Origin of the sequence: Endozoicomonas sp., from assembly GCF_965196975.1 — a bacterium.
In the GTDB taxonomy this organism is placed as follows: domain Bacteria; phylum Pseudomonadota; class Gammaproteobacteria; order Pseudomonadales; family Endozoicomonadaceae; genus Endozoicomonas.
Genome location: NZ_OZ239981.1, coordinates 4,878,398 through 4,904,541 on the forward strand (window position 1 = coordinate 4,878,398; position 26,144 = coordinate 4,904,541).

At 47.3% G+C, this 26,144-nt stretch carries 22 protein-coding genes; 13 read left to right on the forward strand and 9 right to left on the reverse strand.

Going from position 1 to position 26,144, the window contains the following annotated elements; translation table 11 throughout:
- Window positions 1–438 precede the first annotated feature (438 nt).
- Window positions 439–1,719, reverse strand: a complete 1,281-nt coding sequence (locus ACOCLE_RS21930) for an ISKra4 family transposase (RefSeq protein WP_419532972.1) — start codon at window positions 1,717–1,719, stop codon at window positions 439–441.
- Here ACOCLE_RS21930 and ACOCLE_RS21935 point away from each other — a divergent pair.
- The 9 genes from ACOCLE_RS21935 (at window position 1,718) to ACOCLE_RS21975 (ending at window position 9,982) form a co-directional block, all read left to right on the forward strand.
- The gene (locus ACOCLE_RS21935; RefSeq protein ID WP_419534243.1) at window positions 1,718–3,139 is read left to right on the forward strand and encodes an ethanolamine ammonia-lyase subunit EutB; all 1,422 of its coding nucleotides are present in this window, start codon (window positions 1,718–1,720) and stop codon (window positions 3,137–3,139) included. The genes ACOCLE_RS21930 and ACOCLE_RS21935 overlap by 2 nt on opposite strands.
- A gap of 12 nt (window positions 3,140–3,151) precedes the next feature.
- Window positions 3,152–4,048: an ethanolamine ammonia-lyase subunit EutC gene (gene eutC / locus ACOCLE_RS21940; protein WP_066015347.1), complete on the forward strand. Its 897-nt coding sequence runs from the start codon at window positions 3,152–3,154 to the stop codon at window positions 4,046–4,048.
- 25 nt (window positions 4,049–4,073) lie between these two features.
- Window positions 4,074–4,727 (forward strand): ethanolamine utilization microcompartment protein EutL, encoded by a 654-nt coding sequence (gene eutL / locus ACOCLE_RS21945; RefSeq protein ID WP_020582524.1) that lies wholly within the window; start codon window positions 4,074–4,076, stop codon window positions 4,725–4,727.
- A gap of 35 nt (window positions 4,728–4,762) precedes the next feature.
- Window positions 4,763–6,157, forward strand: coding sequence for an aldehyde dehydrogenase family protein (locus tag ACOCLE_RS21950; RefSeq protein ID WP_419534244.1), 1,395 nt, complete (start codon window positions 4,763–4,765; stop codon window positions 6,155–6,157).
- A gap of 74 nt (window positions 6,158–6,231) precedes the next feature.
- A complete protein-coding gene (gene eutM / locus ACOCLE_RS21955; RefSeq protein WP_020582521.1) occupies window positions 6,232–6,519 on the forward strand; it encodes an ethanolamine utilization microcompartment protein EutM in 288 nt (95 codons plus the stop codon).
- A 121-nt stretch (window positions 6,520–6,640) separates the two neighbouring features.
- Entirely contained in the window at window positions 6,641–7,315 is a 675-nt protein-coding gene (gene pduL, locus ACOCLE_RS21960) for a phosphate propanoyltransferase (RefSeq protein WP_419534245.1), read from the forward strand.
- Between the two features lie 110 nt (window positions 7,316–7,425).
- Entirely contained in the window at window positions 7,426–8,277 is an 852-nt protein-coding gene (gene eutJ, locus ACOCLE_RS21965; protein ID WP_419534246.1) for an ethanolamine utilization protein EutJ, read from the forward strand.
- Window positions 8,278–8,293: 16 nt separating this feature from the next.
- Entirely contained in the window at window positions 8,294–9,040 is a 747-nt protein-coding gene (locus ACOCLE_RS21970) for a hypothetical protein (protein ID WP_419534247.1), read from the forward strand.
- Between the two features lie 189 nt (window positions 9,041–9,229).
- Window positions 9,230–9,982, forward strand: coding sequence for a class I SAM-dependent methyltransferase (locus ACOCLE_RS21975; RefSeq protein ID WP_419534248.1), 753 nt, complete (start codon window positions 9,230–9,232; stop codon window positions 9,980–9,982).
- Between the two features lie 29 nt (window positions 9,983–10,011).
- On the opposite strand, the gene ACOCLE_RS21980 is transcribed toward ACOCLE_RS21975, so the two are convergent.
- Complete coding sequence (locus ACOCLE_RS21980; protein ID WP_419534249.1) at window positions 10,012–12,243, reverse strand: hypothetical protein; 2,232 nt, start codon at window positions 12,241–12,243, stop codon at window positions 10,012–10,014.
- A 233-nt stretch (window positions 12,244–12,476) separates the two neighbouring features.
- Here ACOCLE_RS21980 and ACOCLE_RS21985 point away from each other — a divergent pair, with 233 nt between their 5' ends.
- The 3 genes from ACOCLE_RS21985 to ACOCLE_RS21995 all read left to right on the forward strand — a co-directional run bounded on the left by ACOCLE_RS21985 (window position 12,477) and on the right by ACOCLE_RS21995 (window position 15,239).
- Window positions 12,477–13,805: a 4Fe-4S dicluster domain-containing protein gene (locus ACOCLE_RS21985; protein WP_419534250.1), complete on the forward strand. Its 1,329-nt coding sequence runs from the start codon at window positions 12,477–12,479 to the stop codon at window positions 13,803–13,805.
- Between the two features lie 5 nt (window positions 13,806–13,810).
- Window positions 13,811–14,359 carry a BMC domain-containing protein gene (locus ACOCLE_RS21990; RefSeq protein WP_066015340.1) on the forward strand — a complete coding sequence of 183 codons (549 nt, stop codon included), beginning with the start codon at window positions 13,811–13,813 and terminating at the stop codon, window positions 14,357–14,359.
- 178 nt (window positions 14,360–14,537) lie between these two features.
- A complete protein-coding gene (locus tag ACOCLE_RS21995) occupies window positions 14,538–15,239 on the forward strand; it encodes an ABC transporter substrate-binding protein (protein ID WP_419534251.1) in 702 nt (233 codons plus the stop codon).
- Between the two features lie 75 nt (window positions 15,240–15,314).
- Here ACOCLE_RS21995 and ACOCLE_RS22000 read toward each other — a convergent pair whose 3' ends face one another.
- The 5 genes from ACOCLE_RS22000 to eutH all read right to left on the reverse strand — a co-directional run bounded on the left by ACOCLE_RS22000 (window position 15,315) and on the right by eutH (window position 21,605).
- On the reverse strand, window positions 15,315–16,814 hold the full coding sequence (locus ACOCLE_RS22000) for a tyrosine-protein phosphatase (protein ID WP_419534252.1): 1,500 nt from the start codon (window positions 16,812–16,814) through the stop codon (window positions 15,315–15,317).
- Window positions 16,815–16,944: 130 nt separating this feature from the next.
- Entirely contained in the window at window positions 16,945–18,075 is a 1,131-nt protein-coding gene (locus ACOCLE_RS22005; RefSeq protein ID WP_419537252.1) for an iron-containing alcohol dehydrogenase, read from the reverse strand.
- Window positions 18,076–18,334: 259 nt separating this feature from the next.
- Entirely contained in the window at window positions 18,335–18,919 is a 585-nt protein-coding gene (locus ACOCLE_RS22010; RefSeq protein ID WP_419534253.1) for a cob(I)yrinic acid a,c-diamide adenosyltransferase, read from the reverse strand.
- 10 nt (window positions 18,920–18,929) lie between these two features.
- Window positions 18,930–20,372: an ethanolamine ammonia-lyase reactivating factor EutA gene (gene eutA / locus ACOCLE_RS22015; protein ID WP_419534254.1), complete on the reverse strand. Its 1,443-nt coding sequence runs from the start codon at window positions 20,370–20,372 to the stop codon at window positions 18,930–18,932.
- A gap of 123 nt (window positions 20,373–20,495) precedes the next feature.
- Window positions 20,496–21,605, reverse strand: coding sequence for an ethanolamine utilization protein EutH (eutH, locus tag ACOCLE_RS22020; RefSeq protein ID WP_020582508.1), 1,110 nt, complete (start codon window positions 21,603–21,605; stop codon window positions 20,496–20,498).
- 451 nt (window positions 21,606–22,056) lie between these two features.
- On the opposite strand from eutH, the gene tnpC reads away from it, so the two are divergent.
- Window positions 22,057–23,562: an IS66 family transposase gene (gene tnpC / locus ACOCLE_RS22025; protein ID WP_419534255.1), complete on the forward strand. Its 1,506-nt coding sequence runs from the start codon at window positions 22,057–22,059 to the stop codon at window positions 23,560–23,562.
- A 3-nt stretch (window positions 23,563–23,565) separates the two neighbouring features.
- Here tnpC and ACOCLE_RS22030 read toward each other — a convergent pair whose 3' ends face one another.
- A complete protein-coding gene (locus ACOCLE_RS22030) occupies window positions 23,566–24,063 on the reverse strand; it encodes a GNAT family N-acetyltransferase (RefSeq protein WP_419534256.1) in 498 nt (165 codons plus the stop codon).
- Window positions 24,064–24,441: 378 nt separating this feature from the next.
- Window positions 24,442–26,136 (reverse strand): hypothetical protein, encoded by a 1,695-nt coding sequence (locus tag ACOCLE_RS22035; protein ID WP_419534257.1) that lies wholly within the window; start codon window positions 26,134–26,136, stop codon window positions 24,442–24,444.
- Between the last annotated feature and the right edge of the window lie 8 nt (window positions 26,137–26,144).

Here is a 26,144-nt window from a genome sequence, read left to right on the forward strand (position 1 = left end):
CGACAGTTATTGACATGGTGCAGATGTCATTGTTTCTCCAAACATAATTTTCCTTTACATGACATCGATGATCATAATCGTTGTGGACAGATACTGCCTCTAGAAAAATACCAGCAGTCTGGTTCGGACTTTTTACTTCTGTAATTTGATGCAGGTCATGTTTTTTCCCGTTTATTGATGCTGTTTTGTCTGTTGGAATTTGATCCTGATCATTTATGTTCTTCAGCTGCAAAAAACGGATATCTGTGCTCCGATTTTATTGATTTGTGTCACTTTTTATTGATGGGTGCTCGCTGACACATATCAAGCCGGTCTCGTGCTCATTTGGGTAGCCTTGCTGCGCTAACTCATTCAAACTCGAGGCACAGGCTCCTCATGCTTCTTAAAACCAAACTGTTTGGAAAGGTCTACGGGTGCTCTCTCAATTTGATAACTGACTCATAGGTTAGCTTCAACCTTTCCAGTCATGAACTCAGACCAAAGTTGTTCCCAGCGCCCCTTACTCTGGATCAGTGCTCTTGTTGTCAAAAGCACTTCCGCTCCTGTTGCTTTCCACCTCATTCCAGAACCACATAATCGTTGCTTTACCAGAGTCTTACAAGCCGCTTCAGTAACTCCTGAACCTATTGGCCAATGGCGTTTAAGCGCCTGATGATAATTCATTAACTGGTGATTGTTTGTAAAATAGCTCACAGCTTTGTAGCGCTTCTCTGTCAGTGCGATTGTCTTTTTCGGGAGCTCGGCTGATTCAATTTCCTGAAGGATTTTTTTGGCTGCTCCACGCTTGTTTTTCAAACTATGTAGCCTGTCTTCAAGCCACTGGTGTCGCTTCGCCTTACTGGTTGGAAACAGTGCTTCCGCTGCTCCAGCTAAATATTCAGATGCATGATAAAAATCGAGTATCTGCCCAGAGGTATGTTGTTTCAAATAACTCCAGTTTTCTCTAGCCCCGTCAGCTACCCCGATGTATGTGGCATTTGGGTAGAGTCGTTTTAGATCTGCAATCTCCTCGTCGAGCTTGCTCATAAAGCTTTGTTTACCATACTCTGGCGAACTGGCTGTATATATCGTGTGGAGCCTGTCTCCATCTGCAGAATATAGGCTCAATGTCCCACACATGGCTTCCCTCCAGCCTTCTTCACAAAGCAGCATGCAGGTTCCATCCAGACCAATGGCTATTGTTTCAACAGGCTCTTTTAGTGGAGGAAGGTGGTAGTGAGTGTCTTGCTGGTCTTCAATTAATGCACCTACTCTGTCCGATAAATGCTTGATATAAGAATTTGAAAGCGTCCTTTGATGGTTGGTCTCAAAATCTTCTTTTACCGCAGGCGCTGGCATCTGGCTGTATTTCCAGGCGATAGACTTGGCAAATTTGGGGGTAGCTGAACCAATAATACCGGCACGAAGATCAAGTGCTGCCAGAGTACTGCCACCTCTGACACCCTGATATACGGAGCGCTCCAAAGGTATACGACCGTATAAGGTTTCATAGTGCTTAAGAACCTTTCCTTTGTAGTTCCACTTCTGCTGATTAACGACGATAGGTTCTTTATTGGGTGATTCAAATAGCCCCAATAACTCTTTTGTTCCAAGCTGCCCGGCTTCATTGAGTGCACGCTGTAAACTATCTTCAAGATTCAGCATGTTGCCTGAATCTATAGAAACTTCAATTTGCAAAACGATGCTTTTGGTAGAGCTGGAAATAACAGAAGCGGGCATGACAGTTAACTATTATGAGTGGTGTTCCCATAGTAGCTGTGAAAATAGAGCACTATTGTTTCAATCATTCAGAGAGAGCACCCAGGTCTACAGCTTTTCCAGCATTAAAGAAGTACTCGCCAAGGCCAACGAAAAGCGTTCTGGCGACGTACTGGCGGGCATAGCCGCCGAATCAATTACTGAGATGGTAGCGGCTAAGGACGTCCTGTCCCGAATGTTGCTGTCTGATCTCCGCAATAATCCGGTCGTTCCTTATGAAGACGACGAAGTTACACGGATTATTCAGGATGATGTCAACGAAACCATCTACAACGAAATTAAAAACTGGTCTGTCGGTGAACTGCGCGAATGGCTGCTTTCTTATGAAGCCCAGAGCACTGATATCCGTCGTATCAGCCGTGGTCTGACCTCGGAAATGATCGCTGCGGTCGCCAAGCTAATGACCAATGGCGACCTGATTTATGCAGCGAGCAAGATGGATGTGCTTGCCACCTGTAATACCACCATTGGTCGTCGTGGCACTCTGGCCGCCCGTCTCCAGCCTAACCACACCACTGATAACGTAGACGGTATCCGTATCTCTACGCTGGAAGGTCTTTCCTACGGTATTGGTGACGCGGTTATCGGTCTGAACCCAGTAGACGACACTACCGACAGTATCTACCGCTGCCTGCACCAGTTCGAAGAGATCAAGCAGAAGTTTGAGATTCCGACCCAGAACTGCGTACTGGCCCATGTACTGTCACAGATGGAAGCGGTTGAGCGCGGTGCGCCTGCCGACATGATCTTCCAGTCTATAGCCGGGTCTCAGAAAGGTAACGAAGCCTTTGGTTTCAATGCCGGTCATCTGGCAGAAGCCAACGACATGATGCTCAAGCAGGGTACCTGTACTGGCCCTAACGTTATGTACTTCGAAACCGGTCAGGGTTCTGAACTGTCTTCTGATGCTCACCACGGCGCAGATCAGGTCACCATGGAAGCCCGGTGCTACGGTTTTGCCCGTCGCTACAAGCCATTCCTGGTCAATACCGTAGTTGGTTTTATCGGTCCTGAGTACCTGTACGACGGTAAGCAGGTTATCCGTGCCGGTCTGGAAGATCACTTCATGGGCAAACTGCACGGTCTGCCAATGGGTGTCGACGTTTGTTACACCAACCACATGAAGACCGACCAGAACGATAACGAATCCCTGATGACACTGCTGACTGCTGCTGGCTGTACCTACTTCATGGGTATTCCTGCCGGTGACGACATCATGCTGATGTACCAGACCAGCGGTTATCACGATGTGGCCACCATGCGTGAGCTATTCAATAAGCGCCCGATTCCAGAATTCGAAGCCTGGTGTGAGCGTATGGGCATTATGGAAAATGGCCGTCTGACTGCGAAAGCAGGCGACGCTTCTATTTTCCTGAAGTAATGAGGGCTCACCATGATTTCTGAAAATGATCTGAAAGACCTGATTGGCAAAGTCCTGAAGGAAATTGACCTTTCTGATGCCGGCAAGGAACAGGTTGTTCGCTCTGTCACCAGTCAGGTAGAAACCGCTGTCTCTAACGTTGATGACAGCGAGCTGTATGACATTACCGCTACTGAAATGTCTGACTTCTTCGCCGTAGAAAATGCGGAGAACAAGGCTGAGTACATGAAGCTCAAGGCCAAGACTCCAGCTCGTCTTGGCATTGGTAAGGCCGGTCCACGTTACAAGACGGAAACCATGTTGCGTTTTCGTGCTGACCATGCCGTTGCCATCGACTCTGTATTCAACGAAGTCGTTGAAGAGTTCGTTACTGAAGCCGGCCTGGTCGCCGTTTCCTCACGCTGTGAAGACAAAGACATGTACGTCACTCGTCCTGATCTGGGTCGTATGATCAGTGATGAGGGCGTGGCCAAAATTCAGTCTGAGTGTCGCAAGGGTGCGGATGTTCAGATTGTGATTGCTGACGGTCTGTCCTCCAGTGCCATTACCGCCAACCTGAAAAACATCCTGCCTGCAATGAAGCAGGGTCTGGAAGGTTATGGCCTGAGTGTTGGTGACACCGTATTCATCAAGTTTGGCCGTGTGGGTGCCATGGATCATCTGACTGATCTGACCAACAGCAAGGTAACGGTCATGCTGGTGGGTGAGCGTCCAGGTCTGGCTACGGGTGAATCCATGGGTGCCTACATCACCTATGAAGGCACAGTGGGCATGGCCGAAGCAGGCCGTACCGTAATCTCCAATATCCATCGTCGCGGAACCCCTGCTGCTGAAGCGGGTGCACACATTGCCAACATCGTTAAGAAGATGTTTGAGCAGAAGTGCAGCGGTGTTGGTTTCCGTTTCTGATCTTTGGGTATAGAGGAGTAGAACAATGAAAGGTGATCGTCTGGGTGCCAGTGTACTGGCCGTAAAAATGATTCCCAACGTCGATGCAAAAATGGCTGAAAAGCTGGGTATGCCAAAAGGCTGGAAGAGTCTGGGTATCCTGACTGCTGATGCGGATGACGTGACCTACTGCGCACTGGATGAAGCGTGCAAGAACGCTGAAGTCAGTGTTGTCATGGGCAAGAGCTTCTATGGTGGTGCTGCCAACGCAAACAGCAAGCTGGCTGGTGAAGTCATCGGTATGCTGGCAGGCCCAAGTCCGGCCGAAGTTCGCAGTGGTCTGAATGTCGCCATCGATTTTATTGAAAATGAGTTTTCATTCTACAGCGCGAATGAAGATGACAGCATTGCCTATTTCGCTCAGTGCATTTCACGTACCGGTTCTTTCCTGTCCGGTCTGGCTGAAATTAATGAAGGTGAAGCGCTGGCTTACCTGATTGCACCGCCTCTGGAAGCCATGTATGCACTGGATGCAGCCATGAAGGCGGCGGATGTCCAGTTATGCCAGCTGTTTGAGCCTCCTTCAGAGACCAACTTTGGTGGCGCTCTGCTCACTGGTAGCCAGTCTGCCTGTAAAGCGGCCTGTGATGCTTTCGCCGATGCGGTGAAGTTTGTTGCAGATAACCCAAAGCACTTCTGATTGGCCTTTAAGAGTACACGATGGAGGGGCTGGCGATGAGAACACAAGAGGCAGCAGGGTTTATAGAAACATTTGGCTTCCTCCCGGCGGTGGAAGCGGCGGATGTCTGTCTGAAAACCGCCAATGCCAGCCGTCTGGCTGAAATGGCGGTTGAAGAAACTGGCTTTGGTAAAGTTCAGGATAAGATCACCAAGAACATGATTGCCAGTAAGCATCTTGCTGAATCTGTTCGCTCCATGAGAACCATCGGCATCATTGCTGAAGACCCTGCGAAGAAAATGCAGGAAGTCGCTGTGCCTTACGGTGTGGTTGCTGGTCTTGTACCATCGACCAACCCAACGTCGACTGCGATTTATAAATCCATTATCTCCATCAAGGCAGGTAATGCGGTCATCATCAGCCCACACCCATCGGCACTGAAGTGCATCAGTGAAACCGTGCGCCTGCTGAGAGAAACGCTTCAGAGTCTGGGCGCACCTGCTGACCTGATCTCTGTAATGACTCAGCCAACGCTGGAAGGCACCAGTGAGCTGATGAAGAATGAAGGCACAGGCATCATTCTCGCCACTGGCGGTTCTGCCATGGTTAAGGCTGCTTATAGTTCTGGTAATCCTGCTCTGGGTGTTGGTCCGGGTAACGTACCGGCCTTTATTGAACGAACTGCAGGTATCAAGAAAGCAGTGTCGTACATCCTGATGAGCAAGACATTCGATAACGGAACCGTCTGTGCATCTGAGCAGCATGTGGTTACTGAACATGTGATCGCTGATCAGGTTAAGGCAGAAATGATTGCCCAGGGCTGCTACTTCCTGAACGAGACAGAAACCGTTCGGGTTGAGAAAGTGATTGTTGGTCCAAGAGGCACACTGAACGCTCGTATCGTCGGTAAGCCTGCGGTAGAAATCGCTCGCATGGCTGGCCTGGAAATTCCAGCTGCTACCCGTGTTCTGGTGGCTGAGCAGGGGCGTGAGTGTGTTGGTAAGCAACATCCATTCTCTTGGGAAAAGCTGTCGCCACTGCTCGGTTTCTACCGGACAAATGATGCTCATGAAGCCTGTGAACTTTGCCTTGAGTTACTGAATTACGAAGGTGCTGGTCACTCATTGGCGATTCACACTCAGAACAATGATCTGGTTCGTGAATTTGCACTGAAGAAGCCGGTTTCCCGATTAGTGGTGAATACACCATCGACTCATGGTGCTGTTGGAGCAACCACTGGTCTTCCACCCGCCTTTACCCTGGGTTGTGGCAGTGTGGGTGGTTCAGCCACTTCAGACAACGTGACACCTCTGCATCTGTTTAACAAGCGCTATGTCGCCTATGGCATCTGTGAGCCAGAAGCTCCAGTTGCTCAGGTGCCTGCTGCAGTAACAGAACTGGATATTGAAGCAATCACCCGCATGGTGATTGAAAAGCTGAAAGCACTTTAAGTGCTTTCAGATGAAACATAACTTTTTAACGTATTAAAACGTCTCCCCCGGGAGACCATCAGGAGAAACAAATAATGGCTATCTCTAACGCTCTGGGCATGGTTGAAACTAAAGGTCTGGTTGCTGCTGTCGAAGCTGCTGACGCTATGGTTAAAGCTGCGAACGTGACTCTGGTTGGTAAAGAGAACATCGGTAGTGGTCTGGTAACCATCATGGTTCGTGGTGACGTTGGTGCTGTTAAAGCGGCTACTGATGCTGGCGCTGCGGCTGCTGAGCGTGTTGGTGAACTGGTTTCCGTACACGTTATCCCGCGTCCACACGGCGAAGTTGAAGTGATCCTGCCTCAGGCTAAAGGCGAGTAATTTTCTATTACTCACTGCAGGAGCATAAGGACACGTAGAAAAGCGGTTTTCCCAGTCTTTGTGCTTCTGCTCTTCAGCTTAACATTGGCCATATGGCCAATGCCGATTGTGAGACATCGCTGTGAATACCCTCGTTAACGAACAACTCCTGAAAGAAATTATTGATCAGGTGATTGTTGAATGCACTGCGCAGACTCTGTCGTCTTTAGAGGCTGAAAGCAGCAAGAAAGAAATCCCTGTTGAAACTTCTGCCCGCCATGTTCACCTGTGCCAGAAAGACGTAGAAGCGTTATTTGGTGCTGGTCACCAGTTGACCCCCGCTCGTGAACTCTCCCAGCCAGGTCAGTATCTGTGTGAAGAACGTGTCACCGTGATTGGCCCAAAGGGTACTTTTGAGAATGTCGCGGTACTTGGGCCAGCCCGCCCAGAAAGTCAGGTGGAAATTTCCCGCACTGATGCCCGTCAGCTGGGTGTTAATGCAGTATTGAAAGAGTCCGGAGATATTTCCGGTACCCCCGGAGTATTCCTTTATTCCGGCAAAGGTATGGTACAGCTGGATAAGGGTGTCATTGTTGCCCGTAACCATATCCACATGACCACTGCCGATGCGCAGCGTCTGGGAGTTCAGGACAAGCAGGAAGTGGATGTTCGGATTGAAACGGATCGTCCGGTTACCTTCCATCGAGTTCTGGTCAGGGTAAAAGACAGCTTTTCTCTGGCAATGCATATTGATTTTGATGAAGCCAATGCGGTTGGTCTACCGGCCAATGCGAAAGGCGAATTGATCGCCGGTTAATTTTAACAAGCGCCGCCCGTTCCCCGCTGCCCGTTTCCCGTAAAAGCAAAGACATTTTTACGGGAAACGGGCAGCGGGGAACGGGCAGCGTTCTAACGTGATTTACGACTATGTCTGAATTTGATCCTGAGCGCGTCAGCAAGCTGATCCAGAAAGTGGAGAATAGCCTGACACACACTGCACAGGTTACCGATGCTGACAAGCTGGTGGTGGGTGTAGATCTTGGTACTGCCTACATCGTTCTGGTGGTGCTGGATCATCATGGTGAGCCAGTTGCCACGGAAATGCAGTTTGCCCAGGTGTTGAAGGATGGTCTGGTCGTTGATTACATCGGTGCGCTGAATATTGTCCGTCAGCTCAAGGAAAATCTGGAGACACGTCTGCAGGTCTCCCTGGAAAAAGCAGCCATTGCCATGCCTTCCAATACACCAGAGTCGGTCTGCAAAACGCATCGATATGTGGTGGAGGGCGCAGGTATGGACGTGGTGAATATGTTGGATGAGCCCACCGCTGCCAATCGGGTACTTGGCATTCGAAATGGTGCTGTGGTGGATATTGGTGGTGGGACAACCGGACTTTCTATTTTTAAAGACGGCGAAGTGATCTATACCGCAGACGAAGCGACCGGTGGCACGCATCTGTCACTTGTACTGGCGGGTCACTATAAAACCAGCTTTGAAGAAGCAGAAGAGCAGAAAAAAGATTCTGCGAACCATCGTGATGTGGTGGCCATTGTCCGTCCGGTGATTGAGAAGATGGGCTCCATTGTTCATCAGCACATTCAGGGCTACGACGTAAAGGATATTTATCTGGTCGGCGGCACAACCTGCCTGCCGGAGTTTGAGCAGATTGTGGAAAAGCAGACGGGCGTAACCACCTGGAAGCCGGAAAATCCGTTCCTGGTGACGCCGCTGGGCATTGCAATCAGCGCATTAGAAGCAGAAAAGCTTTTGGCATCATAAAGCAAGGAAAACCGTAATGAATACCGATGCACTGGTTGAATTGATTGCCAAACGGGTGATGGAACAGCTGCTGGCTCTGCAGGGAGCAACAGAAGCCAGGAAAGCTCATCAGTCTGTGCTGGTGGTCGGTGACTGCGATAACCGACAACAGCTGGAGCTGGCTCTGGGCCATGAATACGTACTGTCGTTTACTGCTGATCGAGAGAATGATGAGCGTCCGCAACCGGCAAAGTATGACCATATTATTCTGGCCAGCCTGTCCAACAGTCTGTTGTCAGCCCTGACGATCGGGCTGGAACGGGGCAGTGAAGGCTGTGTGATTGTTGAGAGCCTGCTGCTGGGTAAAACAGTTCATATTCTGGAAGAGGGTATTGCCTATCGTCGTTTTCGTGATACGGCTAATCCTGCCTTTTACCAGGTTTTCCAGGATAAGGAAGCAACGCTTTGCTCTTTTGGTATGGCAGTAGTGACACTGGACAGTCTGTCTGATGCTCTGACTGGTGTTGATACACCAGAGAAGCCAGAAACTGCTTCTGTTAATGAAGTGGTCTACCAGGTCAGTGCTCCGAAAGAAAGACCCTATGTTGAGCCAAAGCTTGCAGATAAGGGTGTTTTTAACCTTGAGCAGCGAGTCATTGGGGAAAAGGACCTTCGGACCTGTTATGAGCAGGGGTATCGGAAAATCAGGCTTCAGGAAAGAGCCCTGATTACCCCGCTGGCAAAAGATTTCCTGCGTATGAAAGAAGGCCTTGAGCTGGTATAAGAGAAGTCTCTTCCTTTCTTTAATCTTTTGGGTAGTCCGCTTATGTTCCATGGTGTGAGGCCAATTCAAACCATGGAACCCCCTAAGACCTATAAACACGTAAATTGATTTATACCTTCCTGATAATCATCCCTTGCTATGCTCAGGGCAGAACATCTTTGAGCAGGTTGTCATTTCGGGGAGGCTGATATGGAAAGAATTTGCTCAGCAATGAGCGGTGATGCTGAAGAATATGCTCAGGAGAAGCTGAGACCATTTCGTTTGTGGATAGAGCGCTGGAGTATTTTTCAGGCAGTTTTGGACAATAATACTCAACTTGTGGGAAAACGGGTTGGGGACTTTGGCTCAGGAACTGGGTATTACAGTCGAATGCTGATTGATCTGGGGGCTGCCAGTATTTTGGCAATTGATAGCGAACCGGGCATGATTCAAAAAGCCAAAGAGGATAGTGCGTCTTACAATCCTCTGATTACCTACGATAACGCTTGCCTGCAGGATACCAAAGGTGAAGGGGAGTGTTCATTGGTTCTTGGCTCCTACATTATGAACTTCCCTAAGACTCCAGAAGAAACCTTACTGTATTGTCAGTCGCTCGTAAGCCACTTAGAGACAGGCGGTGTATTTATTGGCTTTTTGAATAACCCTTACGAACGTTCTGGCGGTGAGCAATACAAACCATATGGTTTTTGGAAAGAGTATACTGCTGATCGCGATGGCGACTATGATGGCTGTCCAGTTGATGTCCATATTGATGGGCTGTCAAACCCAATTAGAAACTATAATATTCTACCAGAGACCTATGAGTGGGCATTCAGAGAAGCTGGAATGGATATGGAGTGGAGGGAAGTTGAAGTGCACCCAAGCCAGAAAAAGAGTCCGTATTGGAATCTGTTATTCGATGGTATTGTTCCCGTAAATACGGTTTCAGCTACGCGAATTTAGCTGAATGTTTCCATCGATTTTTTCTTCTATTATCCTAATATCCCCACAGCTTGTTGTTGTTTTTCAAAAAGTTCTCGTGGTAGAACTCTGATTTTTGATTCAATCATTGTGTGCAGTCGAGCCTGTGCTTTAGCGCCTCTTCTATCATCAAGCCGGTCCGCTGCATTTCTGAATTGTGAGGCCTCTTCAGTTAAACCCTCTTCTACGAGAATATGCGCATAGGCAGTGAGGAAGGCTGCGATATCTCTGGCTTGATATTTGTATGCTTCGGGATCCATTGAAACTTTGCTACCTTCGAACGGTTCGATAAACATGGATAAAATTATTCTTACTAACTTTCTTTGCTGCTGAGTTGATATTGGGACATTCCAAGTGGGCTTTCTGCCCAACGCAATTTGAAGCCCTTTGAGCAGATCTTCTTTGGCTTTTGGGTGTTCGTTTTGCTCGAAATGCCACCATCCGGAGCTATGCCGGAGCCATAAGTCACCAGGGTAATCATGAAGCGCCGTTTTAAATTTATCAGAAATATCTTCTTCAGTTATATTTGACCTTGAGTCGTATTTATATTTTCGAATCATTGATTGTGCTTGATAGTAATGATCCTCTGCACTCTGGAATGGTTGCACTGGCTTTCTTGTTTTTGGTTTAACATCCATTGGCATTAAAGGCGGTTTACTTTCAACTTTGCTCGGTTCTTTGCTAACAGTATCTTCCTCTTTGAGATTCAGTATACTATCTTCAACGTCTTCTTGTGTTTGAGTTTTAGTTCTCTCTCGCTGCTGAGTTTGCAGTTTCTGAGCAGTTTTTGTTGAAGAGGCTTTTTCCAGTCGATCATATTCTTCTGCCAATAACCCCCAGTAGGCTGCTTCCCTAACACAGTGGTGCTTACTGTAAAAGTGTTCAGCGGAAAATGCGGTCGCTACTGCAAGCTTAAAGTCATTTTGCTCAATGAATATATCAAATAGCTCTTTATATACAGGTAGTCTTTGTTTGGTAAGGCTGTAATATAGCTGTAAAGCGGAGCTCCTGTTTTTTTTCCAATGAAATAAACGTGCTTGATAATAGTCAGCAAGGGGTGTTGAGAGCTGCTTAATTTGATTAATATCATCCATTGCCAGATCTACAATGCCTCGCTGAGTATGTAAATGTGCAGATAAAGCAGGAAGAATAATCGGGGAAAAGAGTTCATTAGATTTTTTGCAGTTAGCTAACTCACCTTTAACAAGATTCAGGTATTCTATGGTATATTCACCGGACCCTTTTATAATCTTACGCAGGCCTTCATATAGGTATGTATACTGAGGGAATGTTGATGCGAAGTAAGCCTGCTGTTTTTTTGTATGAGGCAATAAGTGGAGGCATGAAAAAGATTTTTCTGGGTTGAATTGTGCCGCAAGCTCTCGGTTTGATGAATCTCCACTCAGATAAATAGTACAAAGAGAGAGAGTATCACTTACTTCAATATATTCCGGAAACCGTCTGATCAATATCTCTAAATGAGTAGCAGTATCACTCCACTTTCCTAAGCTAATTAAAACAGAAATTTTCTGTCTCAAGGCTTCCGCATGTAAACCAGGCAGGAATTCATGTCTGGTTTTGAGATTTCCAATTAACCGAATCAGCTCATTAAGGTCACAAAGAGTTTGATCAGAGCTTCTATTAGGTAGTGTTTTTTTTATCTCTCCAAGCCAGAATTCTTCCAATAATAATCTTGTGCAAAAGTTTACAGATTTTGCCATTCCTTGTTTATGTAATTTTTTCTCTGCTCTCTGGGACTCCTTATGAATATGAGTTGCTGCCCGATCTTTTCTTCTCTGTTTTTCCTTTCCAGGCATGTTAGCTGTATCAAAAAGTTTGTCCATTCCCATCATGAGCTTGATTTCCATAGGTAAATCAGGCTCATACTGTCCTTCCAGACATCTAAAAAATTCTGGATCTTCTCTCTTCATTTTCTCCAATTCGTCCCTACTGAGCTTTTCTTCCGCTTCAGTGAAACTTTGTTTTTTATCGAAGTAAATAACGGCGTCTCTTATTGTAACAAACTGAGGATCCAGCTTGGGAACTAGCTCAGGTTCTGGAGAAGATAAGGGCGGATTAAATACAATTTCAGGTTTCCGGTGGTGTATCGATGAACCTCCAACAGCACCGAGAGAACTGGAGTCAGGCTTGCTTCCAGATTTTTTTTGGACTTGATTTTTATGTGGTGATTCGGTGGTGTTCTCAAGCCTAGGAGAACTTGGGCGTGAAGAATCTATATTCATTGGGAAATTTAATACTTAGGTTCCACCTTGGTAAGACAATAATGCACTTATTAAGTTCATTGCACTTGATCTTATTGATACAGGTCAATAATTGATAATGCCCTGATATTGACCTGACACAGGGGCTCCCAGGCTCACAAACGATATTATCTGTTCACTTTTTGTTAACCCTGTTTTGTGAGGTTCGTGCTCTGCGGCCTCACCTTCTTTTTTATCACTATTCCGGAAAGACCATGGATCTCGTTGAACTTGTCCGACAGGCCGGAGTGGTCGGTGCCGGTGGTGCCGGTTTTCCTACCCACGTCAAATTAAACGCTGAAGCTGAATACCTGATTATCAATGCCGCAGAGTGTGAGCCTTTGCTGCAGACCGATCAGTTTCTGATGCGGGAAAGAGCCGCTGAACTGATTGGCGGTATCCTTCTGACCAAAGCACAGGTTAAGGCACGTAAAGCGGTTATTGCCGTTAAGGGGAAATACGCCCGAGAAGTTGCCTGTCTGAAGGAAACCATTGCCCGTCTGGAAGCAGACGTTGAAATTCATGATCTGCAGAATTTCTATCCTGCAGGTGATGAGCAGATGACGGTATTTGAAGTCACTGGTCGTTCCGTTCCACCTGGTGGTATTCCACTGAATGTTGGTTGTGTGGTCTCCAATGTGATGACCATGATCAATGTGTTTGAAGCCAGCCAGGGGCGTCCGGTAACGGATAAATACGTTTCTGTTCTGGGCGAAGTCAAAGAACCCAGGCTGATCAGAGTTCCTCTGGGCACACCTTTTGAAGATTGCCTTGAAGCTGCTGGCGGTACCACCATCAGTGATTACTGCATTATCCGTGGAGGCCCCATGATGGGCGGTATGATCAATAAAGATCAGCTGCCGGGGATGACCATTACCAAAACCGATGGTGCATTGATCGTTATCCCGGCAGATCATTATCTGGTTACCCGGGCGACTGAAACGGAAACCCAGATCCTGAACCGTGCCAGAGCCTGTATCCAGTGCGACTTTTGTACGGAACAGTGTCCACGATACCTGATCGGTCATCCTCTCCACCCGCACAAGATGATGAAAGCGGTGAAGTATGCCGAGGACATTAATGAAAGCCATCAGGAAGCCTTGCTCTGCTGCGGCTGTGGGGTATGTGAAATGTACTCCTGTCCGATGGGTATTTCTCCCCGCAAAGTGAACTTCTACATTGCCGGTAAACTGCGTGAGAAGGGTATTCGCTATCAGCACGACGGCAGTGACATTATTGCCCGTGATGGTCGTGAGTTCAGGAAAGTGCCTCCTGCCAGACTGATTTCACGTCTGGATCTGAACGACTATGACCATCAGCCAATGCATGACTTCCGTGAAGTGGTGATGGAGAAAGTCAGTGTGTCACTTCGCCAGCATATTGGTGCCAGCAGCCAGCCTGTGGTGAGTGTTGGTGATCGGGTGGTTAAAGGGCAGTTAATCGGTGCAACACCTGAAGGGCAGTTAGGCTCGATGATTCATGCCAGCATGGATGGACAGGTCGTTGATGTTAATGAGCGTCAGGTGGTTATTGCCCGGGGATAAACAGAATGAGTAAAGCATTAGGTCTGCTGGAGTTCACCAGCATTGCAAAGGGTATGGAAGCCGCGGACGCCATGACCAAGGCTGCGGATATCCGTCTGGAAGAAGCCAAAACCATTTGCCCTGGCAAATATCTGATCATTGTGTCCGGTGATGTAGCGGCCGTCAGGGCTTCAGTTGAAGCCGGTGAAGAGGTGGGTCGCCAGACGATTGTCGATCGTCTGTTGATTGCCAATATCCATGATGAACTGCTGGCAGGACTCAGTGGTTCTAACGATATCAGCCAGGTAAATTCGGTTGGCGTTATTGAGTTCTTCAGTGTTGCCTCTGCAGTGATTGCGGCTGATGCTGCTGCCAAGGCTGCCGACGTTAAAATGATTGAAGTACGCCTGGCCATGGCCATTGGTGGTAAGTCATTTATCGTGATGACCGGTGAGCTCTCTGCCGTGAATGCGGCGGTTGATGCTGGTGTGATGGCAGCCAGGGATGCCGGTATGCTGATTGGCAAGACCGTGATACCGTCACCCACCAAAGAGTTCTTCCAGAAGCTGCTTTAAACAACGGTTTAAAGTGATACAGCAAAGCCCATTTGCCTTTGGCAAGTGGGCTTTTTAATATCCAGTCCGGCACATCAATATTGAGGTCATGAGAATGTCCCGCCAGTTTATAGATCAGATGCAGTATCCAGTAAGTGTTAGTGATAAGCCGGTGAGGATTGTCTCTCTGGTTCCATCAATGACAGAACTGTTGTTTGATCTCGGTCTGGAAGACCGGATTCTTGGCGTAACACGTTACTGTGTTCACCCGGAGTGGGCACGTAAAGAAAAAGCGGTCATTGGTGGTCCAAAGACGTTTGATTTTGAAGCTATTGATGCCTTGCAGCCGGATCTAATCCTCGGTAACAAGGAAGAGAACTACAAAGAGGGCATTGAGCAACTCCGGCAGAAATACCCAGCATGGCTTTGTGATATTCATAATCTGGATGATGCTCTGGCCATGATCGCTTCAGTGGGCCAGTTAACAAACACAGAAGACAAAGCCAACGCCATCGTCAGTGACATTAAAACCAAAATGGCTCTGCTGAGTTCTGAAAAGACGCTTCGTGTGGCTTATTTTATCTGGCGAAAGCCCTATCGCGTTGCAGCAGGTAGTACTTTCATCAATGAGATGCTGAAGCTTTGTGGTATGGAGAATGTATTTGCGGATCTGGATCGTTACCCTGAGGTGACTATTGAGCAGTTAAAAGCATTGAAGCCGGATATGCTGCTTTTATCTTCTGAGCCTTATCCATTTAAAGAGAAGCATTGTCAGGAATTTACCGAACTGGGGGTTTCTGCCAGAACTCAACTCGTGGATGGTGAAATGTTTTGCTGGACCGGTAGCCATTTGCGAAAAGCTGCGGATTACTTTGTAGCACTGAATAAAGAACTTGCTTAGTGGTTAGTATGGGGTGGGTGGTCTATATATACGTCACCCACCACATGATGATGTTACTCAGGCTTTGTCACTATGTCAGGGGATTAATGCCTCTCCCCTGCTCTGCTGATCCTGCCATGTATGAACGATATCCATGATAAATTCGATCTGGCTGTCTGATTGGACAAAGGCGGGTCCTCGGTCTTTTCTTCCTTGTTGAATAGCTTCGAATACTGCTTTATCGACTTCCGTCTGATTTTTATATTTTCCGGACTGTATGTCCTGGTACATTTCATTTAACACGATGAGCGTTCCGGTTCTGCCAACGCCTGCGGTGCAGTGTACCATCGTGTTGCCTGTATAATCTGGACTTTTCTGATGAGTGTTCAGTGCTTTTATATACTGGAGTAGCGAGTCTTTACCGCTTTTTTCACTTGGTACTCCGTGATCCGGCCACTCAGTATAATTATATCTTCGTAGCATCCTGGTTTTGCCACTCGGATCGGTGACCTCGTACCTTGTCTTTGTATACCCATTTCCTTGAGCCTGTCCTTTAAATATCACTTTAACTCCATTGTTAAAGTTGATTTCTCTGTTCTCATTGGTTGGGTAGTATTTATCAATAGGCCCTCCTTTGCGAAAGCCAGCCTTGTCATTATCTCCGGTCAAATCACAAATGATACTGCTGCTTGAGTCGATAGCTGATTTCCAGATATCCCCTCCGTAGCCAGTTTGAGGTGCCTGGATGGCTATATAGTTAGCATTGTGTAAAGTGATTTTGTTGGCGGGGATATAACTGCCATCAATTTTCAAGGCTGTTTTTTTCGGCAAAGGTACATTTCCTATGGCCTGATCTTTATAGCCAAACCTTTTCCATCTTCCATCTTTGATGTGACGGCCTTTTATGGTTTGAAGACTTTCCTGAGCTAATTGTTGATGTGCAAGTTTATATTTTCCATCGTTAACCAATTGAGTGACTTCTTTCGATAAAGAAGTAGTTTGTTTATCCTCACTTGAATAGAGATCAGAGACGAGGGAATCCAATGACTGAGTAGAACCAGAAATACTATTCCCTAAGCCACTATCAACACTTGTTGTTGACTGATAGTGGCTCTGCTGTTTACTCAATAAACTGCTTTGTGGTGTACGGGGGGGCAGTGGTGGTGGTGTACGGGGGGGCAGTGGTGGTGGTGTTATTCTAGGGTCGGTAGAAGGTGGAGGGGAATCAGCAGAAGCATCGGATAGACTAATTTCAGAGTTTGATCGCTTCTCTACTAATGCTTTGTACACTGCGGAGCCTCTAGCGAGATCATATTCCTTTTTTAGGCTTTGAATATATTGCTTGGCTTCGGAGACTGTGATCGACTTACGGTCCCTTATTCCCAGCCTTTTGATGGCTTCATCTGCCCCTTTGATGGGTTTCGATTGCTTAGATTTGGAGCTTGCTTTTGGTGCTTTTACCGCAGAAAACTTAACTTTACGACCCTTTAGCGTGGCGACAAGGACTTTATCTCCATTCCCTTTCCCGGATGCTAACTTGTTGATTTGCTCTATTTGAGATGCTCTGAGAACTCCTATTCCACCTGTATTATCCATTTTGATCGTCATCCTTGACATTTAAATCATTCTCTAACTTTAGCATGTTTTAGTTTGGCTGATTTATCAGGACGATTATGCCATGATAATTTCTGTAACTTATTGATAGATATATTTATTTATCAATAAGTTACAGTGAATTTTTAAAGATTTGTTCAATCTCTGCTTGAGTTCCCTGTCTTGGGTTTGTTGCTGCACAGGCATCTTTCAATGCATTGATAGCCATCTCTGGAATATCTTCTGCTTTAACGCCCTGTTCTGTAAGGCTGGCTGGCACACCAACTTCCAGTAACAGTCGACAAACTTCTTTAATACCGAGCACGGCTGCTTCCTGAGCACCAAGTCCATAGACATCACAGCCAAGATAGCGGGCAACATCCGAGAGTTTCTCGGCGGATACCGGCAGGTTGTAGGTCATGACATGGGGGAGCAGAATGGCATTGCAAATTCCATGAGGCAGACCATATTTTCCCCCCAGCTGATGCGCCATGGCATGAACATAGCCAAGACCGCTGCTGTTAAAGGCCATACCTGCCATATATTGTGCATAAGCCATTTGCTCTCTGGCTTTTCGGTCAGTGCCATCTTTAACCGCACGAGGCAGGTATTGGGCAACTAACTTGATCGCCTTACTGGCGACAGCATCGGTGACAGGGCTTGCATTGGCGGACAGGAAGGCTTCAATGGCATGGGTCAGGGCATCCATACCTGTTGCGGCAGTGAGACCAGCAGGCATGCCAAGCATCAGTTCCGGGTCATTAATGGCAATGGCAGGCGTTACATTCTGGTCAACGATGGCCATTTTGATATGGGTCTGCTCATTGGTGATGATACAGAACCGGGTCATCTCGGAAGCAGTACCTGCTGTGGTGTTAATAGCGACCAGGGGCAGGCAGGGATTTGTGGACTTATCCACACCTTCGTAATCTTTGATTTCTCCACCATTGGTCGCCAGCAGGGCGATGGCTTTGGCGCAGTCATGTGGTGAACCACCACCCAGGGACACCACAGTATCGCATTGATGACGGTTGAGCATGGTCAGCCCTTCGCTGACATTGGCGGTGGTTGGGTTAGGCAGGGTACCGTCATAGATCACGGCATCAATGCCCTTGGCAACAAAGCGATCCGTGACCGAGCTCACCAGACCTGTTTTATTCAACACTGCATCGGTGACAACCAGCACCTTTTTGCAGTTAAGTGCCTTTAGTCGTTCAATGCCCTGGTTCAGACATCCAAAGCCCAGCAGACTCTGGCGGGGCATAATGAATTCGTGACCAGCAGGTGATGCTGACGAAGGTGCTTCGACGGCTGTTTCCTGCTGGTTCTGGCTGACTATTTCATCGCTGCTGCAATCAGCGTTATCACGAACGATTTTGATGCCCAGGTCCCGTGCTTTATCCAAAGCGCCTGGTGACAGAATGAAACCGGGCTGTAGGTAGAGCTGATCCCCCTGGCAGAATGACTGCAGGTTTGACTCTCTGATTAACTGCTTTTTCACAGTGTGGCCTTCAAATGTATGACTAAATCTTTTGCTTCTCTGACTGCTGCCAGAGCACCTCGCCACCGGACTGTCTGGCAACCACTCTGGCCAGTACAAACATCAGATCTGAAAGCCGGTTCAGATACTGCATCAGGGGAGGATTGATGGCTTCACCCGCTTCTTTAGCAGCGATCACTCTGCGCTCAGCCCTGCGGGAAATGGTTCTGACCATATGGCAGTAGCAGGCCAGCCGGGATCCACCGGGTAAGATAAAATTCTTCAGAGGTGGCAGGTTGTCGTTAAATTCATCCAGTGTTGTTTCAAGATCCGTAACAAAGGAAGCCTGGATTAACTGGTAGCCTGGCATGGCCAGTTCACCACCCAGGTCAAACAAGCGGTGCTGAATGTTTTCTAATGGCTTTTGAAGTCGGTGACGCATGAGCTGAACTTCTTTCAGCTCACTGATCAGCAGCCCCATCCAGGTGTTCAGTTCGTCAACAGCTCCAATCGCTTCAATACGCTCATGGGTTTTTGATACACGTCTTTGATCTCCCAATCCGGTTGTGCCTTTATCTCCGGTACGCGTGTAAATTTTGGACAGCCGATTGTGTTCCTGCTCAGACATCAGATGAACCTCAATAACCAAATACCAGTGTTTTCACGATAACGGGCAGAACTTTGCCGTCTGCCAGAGGCTTGCCAATATCGATATAGTCACCGTCTTTGACACTGATGCTGTCGATACAAATAACGTCTTTGCTGTATTTCAGCTTCGCCTCAATACTCTGTCCCAGCACTTTGCCAAAGTCTTCTTCGACAATCACAATCAGTGGCTGGGGTAATTTAATCATTACGTCCATGCCCTTGATGATGATATCAGCCAGCTCCTGAACGTACTGGAAATCCGGATTTCTTGGCCCTTTCAGTGCCAGGGCAACGTGTTGCGCACCGGTTTCAAGGTCAAACCAGGACAGTTTTTCGTGGATGGTTTTTGCCAGTTCACTGGCTGGCAGCACCTCATCTTTGAGAGAAAGTCTCAATGCCGGAACGTTTTTGATGGGAAAGACATCACGGGAAAAATTGATGGTGCTACCGCTGATATCTGTCGCATGAGAGCCTGCGCCAATTACCGTCGCACGAATGGTTTCCACCGCATCAAAAACAGAAATATGTTTAAACAACGATGATTGACGTATGGCCTTGCCCAGCAGTACGCCTAAATCACCGTATTGATAGTCGGAAGCAGAAGGTTCCTGATCATAGATGTGAACGGCAACGCCACCGGAGAAGCAGATCTGATCCAGACGGTAGTTACGATGCAGGTCACTGGTGCCACGACCGATAAGAAATGCCAGATCATCCGTTGCAGGCTTGAGACCCATGACCTCTTCGAGAATCTCCACCATTCGCTGAACGATCCGGTCAATCTGATTTCGATTCAGCTGATCGCCGACCTTCACCGGCATGCCCATACGGCGGGTCATTTCCTGCCATTTTTCGGAAATGTAAGTAACTTCAGTGCCACCTTTCTCAAATTTTATCAGGCGGCCACCAATGTCCAGACAGGTGGTATCAATGACTTCACCGACATCATAGGTAGCGATATTGGTAGTGCCTCCGCCAATATCGAGATTGGCTACGATACTGTTTCTGTCAAAGGACTGTTTTGCGGCACCGGCACCTTTACCGGAGATAATGCTTTCAAGATCCGGACCAGCAGTGGCAACCACGAAATCACCGGCAAGAAGGCTCAATGCATCAGCAACTTGTCGTGCATTTTCCTTGCGTGCTGTTTCACCGGTGATGATGACTGCGCCGGTATCAATATCAGCAGCATTGATGCCAGCATTAATGAACTCCTGCTCCATCAGCTGTCGAACTTTTTCGGCATTAATCATGGTTGGCGAAAGCAGTGGTGTGAAGTGAACCTGGCTGCGGTAAATAACCTGACGATCGACGATTTCCACTTTGGGAATCATGGCGCCCGGGGAGACGTTCTCCAGGAACATCCGGGTAAAGACCAGCTGAGTGGTTGAGGTACCAATATCAATGCCGGCACTGAGAATTTCTTCGCGCATGGCTGCTCCGGTTTAGAGGCATCTGCTTGAGTTTTTCTACGACTTGAAATGAGGCAATAGAAAAACTGAAACAGACGAAATGAAAAAGAGTGCTGTCAGCGAACCGACAGCACTCAATGGGGATTAAGCGTGCTTGGCTTTCAGTGAGCCCTGCTTTTCAGCCATATCTCTGGTGACCAGAATGGCGATGATTACTGCAGTAACACCACCTACCAGCTTGCCAACGATCATGGCAGAGATCATTTCGCTGTTGACGGCGGCGGTATAACCAAGGTGATCACCCAGGGCAAAAGAAGCACTGACGGCGAAGGCAACGTTGATGATTTTGCCGCGGTTGTCCATGTCCTTCATGATGTTGAACATGGCGATACTGTTAGCCAGAGTAGCTACCAGACCTGCAGCAGCGGTTTCACCCATGCCCATGGAACGGCCAACGGCCATCAGAGGTTTGTTGAACTTGGTGGTAATGAAGTGTACCAGAGGGAAGGCACCCGCCAGAACCATGGCAATGTGGCCAACGGTAGCAACACCATCAGAGAATGGAGCCATACCCGGAATAACGACGAAACCGGTCAGGGCTTCAATCACAGCGGCAGCCAGGGCGGCAGTGATCAGAATAACCACACCCTTACCGAAGACTTCAAAGCCACCGATCATTTTTTGTGGAGCCAGCTTCAGGCCCAGGGCGATAGCAGCAGCAACGATAATAACCGGAATCAGGTTAACAACAATGGTACCGATACCGAGACCGGCGATCAGGCCGCCGACCAGCGCACCGACAGGTACGGTAGTCAAGCCGATCAGTACGCCGCGAGCCAGATACTGAGTATCTTCTTTAGCGATAATGCCCAGTGCAACGGGAATGGTGAATACGATGGTTGGGCCCATCATGGCACCGAGGATAAGGCCGGAGAAGTTGGCGATGTCCGGGTTTGTGGTCATCTCTTTGGCCAGTGGGTAGCCACCCATGTCGTTCGCCAGAAGCGTACCTGCAAACATGGCTGGGTCAGCACCCAGGGCGTTATAGATGGGCGCCAGAACCGGTGTCAGAACGGTGTTCAGCACGGGAGCCAGACAGATAACACCGATCATGGCCAGTGCCAGGGCACCCATGGCCATAAAGCCTTCTTCGAACTTTTCGCCGTAGCCCCAGCGATTACCCAGCATTTTATCCACGGCGCCCAGCACCATGAACCCCACCATGATATAGAGAATAATATCGTTGATACTCATGACTTCCTCGCAACTGCGATTGCTTTTGATTCTGAAATAGCAGCCGGAAGTTGGAGAACGCAGGTCATTTCCAGGCGGCGTATCAGTTGTGAGAAGGCTATCAGTGCAGGGAAGGTGTGATGATGACCTGACGCAAGTCAGTCACCACTCAATTAATTGACTTTAATCAATAAAACTTAATGGCTGAAAAGTCATGACTTACATCAACAGGAAGAGGTCGTCTAAGTGACCTGAAGAGACTGTTTATTGAGCACTTTCTAGCTGATAAATTCAGGTGTACGAATCATACTCCAATGACTCAGTTCGCCACCGGGAATCGTTGTTTTTTCTGCAACGTGAAATCCCAGTCGTTTATAAATTTCGTAACTATTCAGCACCCTTCATATAAATCTGGAATTTTCTGATTTTTCGACCATCATCTTATACTCAATTTTTCTAACAAATCTCCAGTATGGAACCAGACTTCCCAGCTACTCCGTTTACCGAAGCTCTCCTTAAAGAGAATGAAGAGCTTCGGACCGAGAATGCGCTTTTACGGGAACGTTGCAGCGAACTGGAAGAAAGGGTTAATAAAAACAGTCAAAACAGTAGTAAGCCACCATCGTCAGATGGTTATCAAAAGCCCAGTAAAAAAGGGAGTGATAAAGGTGATACATCTTCCAAAGAAGCCCCCTGCTCCTCACAGGAAACACCGAACCCCAAAAGCCTTAGACCATCTTCAGGCAATAAACCAGGTGGCCAGAAAGGTCATCAAGGCTCTTGTTTGAGACGTGTCGCCTTACCCGATTATGTCAGGCATCTGAAGGTTGAAAAATGTTGCTGTTGCCAGTCTTCGCTTATCGATATTAAACCCACCAAATACATTGAGCGACAGGTTTTTGATCCAGGTAGACCCGGAGAATTTGAAGTTACCGCGTACTGGGCAGACGTTAAAGTATGTCCTTGTGGTAAACGGAACACCGCTGAGTTTCCCCAAGGAGTGAAAGCCGCTGCTCAATACGGAGAAGTGACTCAGGCAATGGCTGTTCATTTAAACCAGTATCACTTCATCCCATATCACCGGGTGTCTGAGTATTTCAATACTATTTATTGCATGAGTGTCAGCGCAGGCTCTGTTGCCAATTTTGTTGTCTATACCCATGAGAACCTGGCCTCTACTGAGCAGAGTATCCGCGATGCTTTACAAGAAAGTCCGGTTGCAGGAGCGGATGAAACTGGCATGCGGGTTGACGGTTCACTGTGGTGGTTACACATTATGCGAGATGACCAATGGACGCTTTACTACCTCTCAGAAAGGCGAGGTTGTGAAGCAATGGATGCAATGGGCATCCTGCTGACTTTTGCAGGCATTCTGGTTCACGATCATTGGAAGTCCTACTTTGCCTATGCGGCAGTGCATGTGCTTTGTAATGCCCATCATCTGAGAGAGCTTCAGGGAGTTGTCGATAGGGATGCGAATAAGCTGGCTCTGCGGCTGATGAAATTGCTTACGCTCTCCTGGCACTTCTGCAAGAAATACAAAGCAGCCGGTCTGACTCAAATGCCTGGTGCAATACAGCTTCGCATTGAGACGATATACGACCAAATCCTTCAAAGGGCTCTCACGAAGGAAACCGCTTATATGGAAAAACAACGACAGGTGCTTGGACGTAAGAAGGTCAGGAATACCAAGGCCTACAACCTGTTCAAAAGGCTTATTGAGTTTAAGGTTGAAACGTTGCGCTTCATGTCGGACTTTTCAATTCCCTTCGATAACAATGGCAGTGAACGTGATGCCAGGATGGCCAAACTTAAGCAGAAGATCTCAGGCTGCTTCAGAAGCGAAGACGGAGGTACCATGTTTACCCGAATCCGAAGCTATTTATCATCTGCTAAAAAGCAGGGGTTGAACATATTTCAGGCGCTTCTTAAAGCGGTTCGAAATTACAACAATACGCCTTTGCTGGGTGCTGAATAGTTACTAAATTTCAACATTTACAGGATTATGGGTATCAAGATAACACGGCTTTTGATCCTTATCTGCTTTATCCAGAATCGGCTTCAATAAAGCTTTGGCAACCCCTTTTCCGTGGTAAAGTGGATCAACGCCTACCATCATCAAATACCAATGGGGAACCGGCAAGTGGAACTGCCTCTGGGATTCAGCAAATAAAGCAAATGCCTTCATTTTGGTTTCCGCACGGCTATGCGAGTTCAGTGTTGAATGCTGGTCAGGTAATTTTGGCTGTTGTTCTGGCCCGTACCAAATAGCGACACTTTCCACTTCAGGTGAGCTGATATAAACCTGACCGGTGGATATGGATTGCCGGAGGAACTCCTGCATATCTTCTATACTGGGAGGAGAGCCTCGGTACAAGATACTCAGAGGATATTGTGCAAAAGCCCTGCTCAATGTAATGGCAGCTTTATCGATGAGTGACTCTGGTAAGGGCAAACAACCCAATTTCATTGCTTCCATTAGTATATCTTTTCTGAAAAGAATGAACGGCAAATCAAAAATTATCTATCACTTCTTTTGCCAAACTATAATTATATCTTAGTTTAATTCCTTCCTGTTTAAGTCAGTCACCCGGCAAAGGTGAAATATTGGTTCTCTTGCTTTTGATTCTGAGTTTGCAGCCGAAAGTTGGGAGTGTTGGTCACTTTCTGGAGGCTGTTTCCGAGTGGTGTATCAATTGGGATAAGGCTATCAACAGGGATGCAGGAGGGGTATGACTTGACGCAAGTCAACAGGTTTTCATTTCGATGACATTAGGCAATAAAAAAGGGTTTAGCAAACGGTGTCTTTTTTAGTGAGAAGCGGCCAACTCTAAAAGATATATTCAGGCATTTCGTTTCAACGTTGACTTAGTAGTGCTGTCATCACCTTAAGGCCAGCGGCCTGTTCTTTTGCAGCAATGGCCATAGCTTGTAAAGCTTCCTCCTGTGTTGCTGCTGCAGGCGTTTTCTGGAATGTAAGCGCACTCTCCGCAAATAGTGACGCGAGATCACTTTTTGCAACAGGTGCATCAGGGGCATTGTTAGAGGCTCTTTCCTGAGGAGCTGCAAGATACGCATTTCTCATTACTTTTAAGCTTATCATCGCCTGATCTCTACTATCCGGTGGCATATCTGCTAGAGCATTATCTAATTCCTGGTTAAAACGTTGATAGTCAACGGGGTCTGCTTGGGCAACCTCTGAAAACTTTCTGAAAGTATCAGCACTGAACAGCTTTTGTGAGTCATGGGTTCTTTTAAAGAGCTGGGCGGCATCTATCCGATCATTAAGAACTGAATCAGGAACACGTTTTTTGTTGAAGTTTTCAACAGCTTTTGTGAGCGCTGTTTGGCTACCTCCAACTCGATACATGCCTCCGGTGTTTTGGGATGAATGTGCTTCAAGCGCATCTGCGAGTAGACGCTGGTTCATTGCAGGCCAGCAGTGCTTGGGGAAGTTCTTACTTTTCGATAGAGCCATTCTCTGTTTGGCTGTGCATTGATCCAGAAGTTTTCCAGTTTGTTCGGCATTTTTAGTTTTCTTGAGTTCTGCTATTTGAGCCTTGGAGTCTAAAGAAGCAAAACCAGTTTTGTTCAGTTCAGGTGCTTTGGAGAATACCTCTAAAAGCGACTCTTTTCGTGGTGCTGGTTCCACTTTTGTAGATGGTGACTTTGTTGAACTTGAAGGCAAGTCTGGAAGTGGGCGCTCAGTAGGGACATATGCATTCATTTTAGATGTTAGGGGCTGTCTGGGTGGAACTGGTGGCCCGGGTAAATCTTTACGTTTTGGCGGGAGCTCAGGACGGCTTAGGTGGTCGGGTTTATCAGGTCTTGGGGGGGCTGTTTGTTTCTGACGTTTTGGTGGTAATTCAGGAGGGAAAATGGAATCTCTTCTAGTAGCATTTTTTCTTTTTAGCTCTGAGCGAGGCTGGCTTTCTTGTTGTTCTACACCTGTTTGCTCTGAGGGACGCTTAGGTGGGAGCGTCCCAAAAATAGGTTGACCCTCTGCATCCAGTGAGTCCAGAGATTCATTGCTACCAGAGAAACTGCTATCTATACCACTGTCCTGACTGCCTATAGAATTTAAAGACTCTGTACTGCCAGAGAAGTTACAATTCATATCACTGGCTATGGAATCTAAAGACTCAGTACTACCCGAAAAATCGCTTTCGATCCCACTATCCAGACTTTCTGAGGAAATATTGAGATCAGAATTTAATGAGGTATACCTGCTGACAAGGTGCTCTTCAAGAAAGTTCAAATCCTCAAAGCTAGCGTGTGTTGAACTGTTAACTTTTTCCTTGATTTTTAGGATTGTCTGAGCCATCGAAGGAGAGACCTTTCGGTCTTTTAATCCAAGAGTTTCAACTGCTAACCTGGATCCAGCGTCGAGCTCTTTTTGTTCGGCTTTGGAGCTCACCTTTGGAGTTACTGCCTCAAATCTGACGTCCCGGCCCTTATGCTTTGCTATCAATACTTGATTATCAGCACCTTCCTTAGAGGCTAATTTATTGATTTGGTTGATTTGCGAAGTGCTGAGGGGGTGATGTGCCAAAGCTGTTG

What these genes read in the sequence shown, in the direction of transcription:
- ACOCLE_RS21935 (WP_419534243.1), top strand. Translation starts at nt 1,718, where the DNA reads ATGACAGTTAACTATTATGAGTGGTGTTCCCATAGTAGCTGTGAAAAT.
- ACOCLE_RS21930 (WP_419532972.1), bottom strand. Translation starts at nt 1,719, where the DNA reads ATGCCCGCTTCTGTTATTTCCAGCTCTACCAAAAGCATCGTTTTGCAA.
- eutC (WP_066015347.1), top strand. Translation starts at nt 3,152, where the DNA reads ATGATTTCTGAAAATGATCTGAAAGACCTGATTGGCAAAGTCCTGAAG.
- eutL (WP_020582524.1), top strand. Translation starts at nt 4,074, where the DNA reads ATGAAAGGTGATCGTCTGGGTGCCAGTGTACTGGCCGTAAAAATGATT.
- ACOCLE_RS21950 (WP_419534244.1), top strand. Translation starts at nt 4,763, where the DNA reads ATGAGAACACAAGAGGCAGCAGGGTTTATAGAAACATTTGGCTTCCTC.
- eutM (WP_020582521.1), top strand. Translation starts at nt 6,232, where the DNA reads ATGGCTATCTCTAACGCTCTGGGCATGGTTGAAACTAAAGGTCTGGTT.
- eutJ (WP_419534246.1), top strand. Translation starts at nt 7,426, where the DNA reads ATGTCTGAATTTGATCCTGAGCGCGTCAGCAAGCTGATCCAGAAAGTG.
- ACOCLE_RS21970 (WP_419534247.1), top strand. Translation starts at nt 8,294, where the DNA reads ATGAATACCGATGCACTGGTTGAATTGATTGCCAAACGGGTGATGGAA.
- ACOCLE_RS21975 (WP_419534248.1), top strand. Translation starts at nt 9,230, where the DNA reads ATGGAAAGAATTTGCTCAGCAATGAGCGGTGATGCTGAAGAATATGCT.
- ACOCLE_RS21980 (WP_419534249.1), bottom strand. Translation starts at nt 12,243, where the DNA reads ATGAATATAGATTCTTCACGCCCAAGTTCTCCTAGGCTTGAGAACACC.
- ACOCLE_RS21985 (WP_419534250.1), top strand. Translation starts at nt 12,477, where the DNA reads ATGGATCTCGTTGAACTTGTCCGACAGGCCGGAGTGGTCGGTGCCGGT.
- ACOCLE_RS21990 (WP_066015340.1), top strand. Translation starts at nt 13,811, where the DNA reads ATGAGTAAAGCATTAGGTCTGCTGGAGTTCACCAGCATTGCAAAGGGT.
- ACOCLE_RS21995 (WP_419534251.1), top strand. Translation starts at nt 14,538, where the DNA reads ATGACAGAACTGTTGTTTGATCTCGGTCTGGAAGACCGGATTCTTGGC.
- ACOCLE_RS22000 (WP_419534252.1), bottom strand. Translation starts at nt 16,814, where the DNA reads ATGGATAATACAGGTGGAATAGGAGTTCTCAGAGCATCTCAAATAGAG.
- ACOCLE_RS22005 (WP_419537252.1), bottom strand. Translation starts at nt 18,075, where the DNA reads ATGCCCCGCCAGAGTCTGCTGGGCTTTGGATGTCTGAACCAGGGCATT.
- ACOCLE_RS22010 (WP_419534253.1), bottom strand. Translation starts at nt 18,919, where the DNA reads ATGTCTGAGCAGGAACACAATCGGCTGTCCAAAATTTACACGCGTACC.
- eutA (WP_419534254.1), bottom strand. Translation starts at nt 20,372, where the DNA reads ATGCGCGAAGAAATTCTCAGTGCCGGCATTGATATTGGTACCTCAACC.
- eutH (WP_020582508.1), bottom strand. Translation starts at nt 21,605, where the DNA reads ATGAGTATCAACGATATTATTCTCTATATCATGGTGGGGTTCATGGTG.
- tnpC (WP_419534255.1), top strand. Translation starts at nt 22,057, where the DNA reads ATGGAACCAGACTTCCCAGCTACTCCGTTTACCGAAGCTCTCCTTAAA.
- ACOCLE_RS22030 (WP_419534256.1), bottom strand. Translation starts at nt 24,063, where the DNA reads ATGGAAGCAATGAAATTGGGTTGTTTGCCCTTACCAGAGTCACTCATC.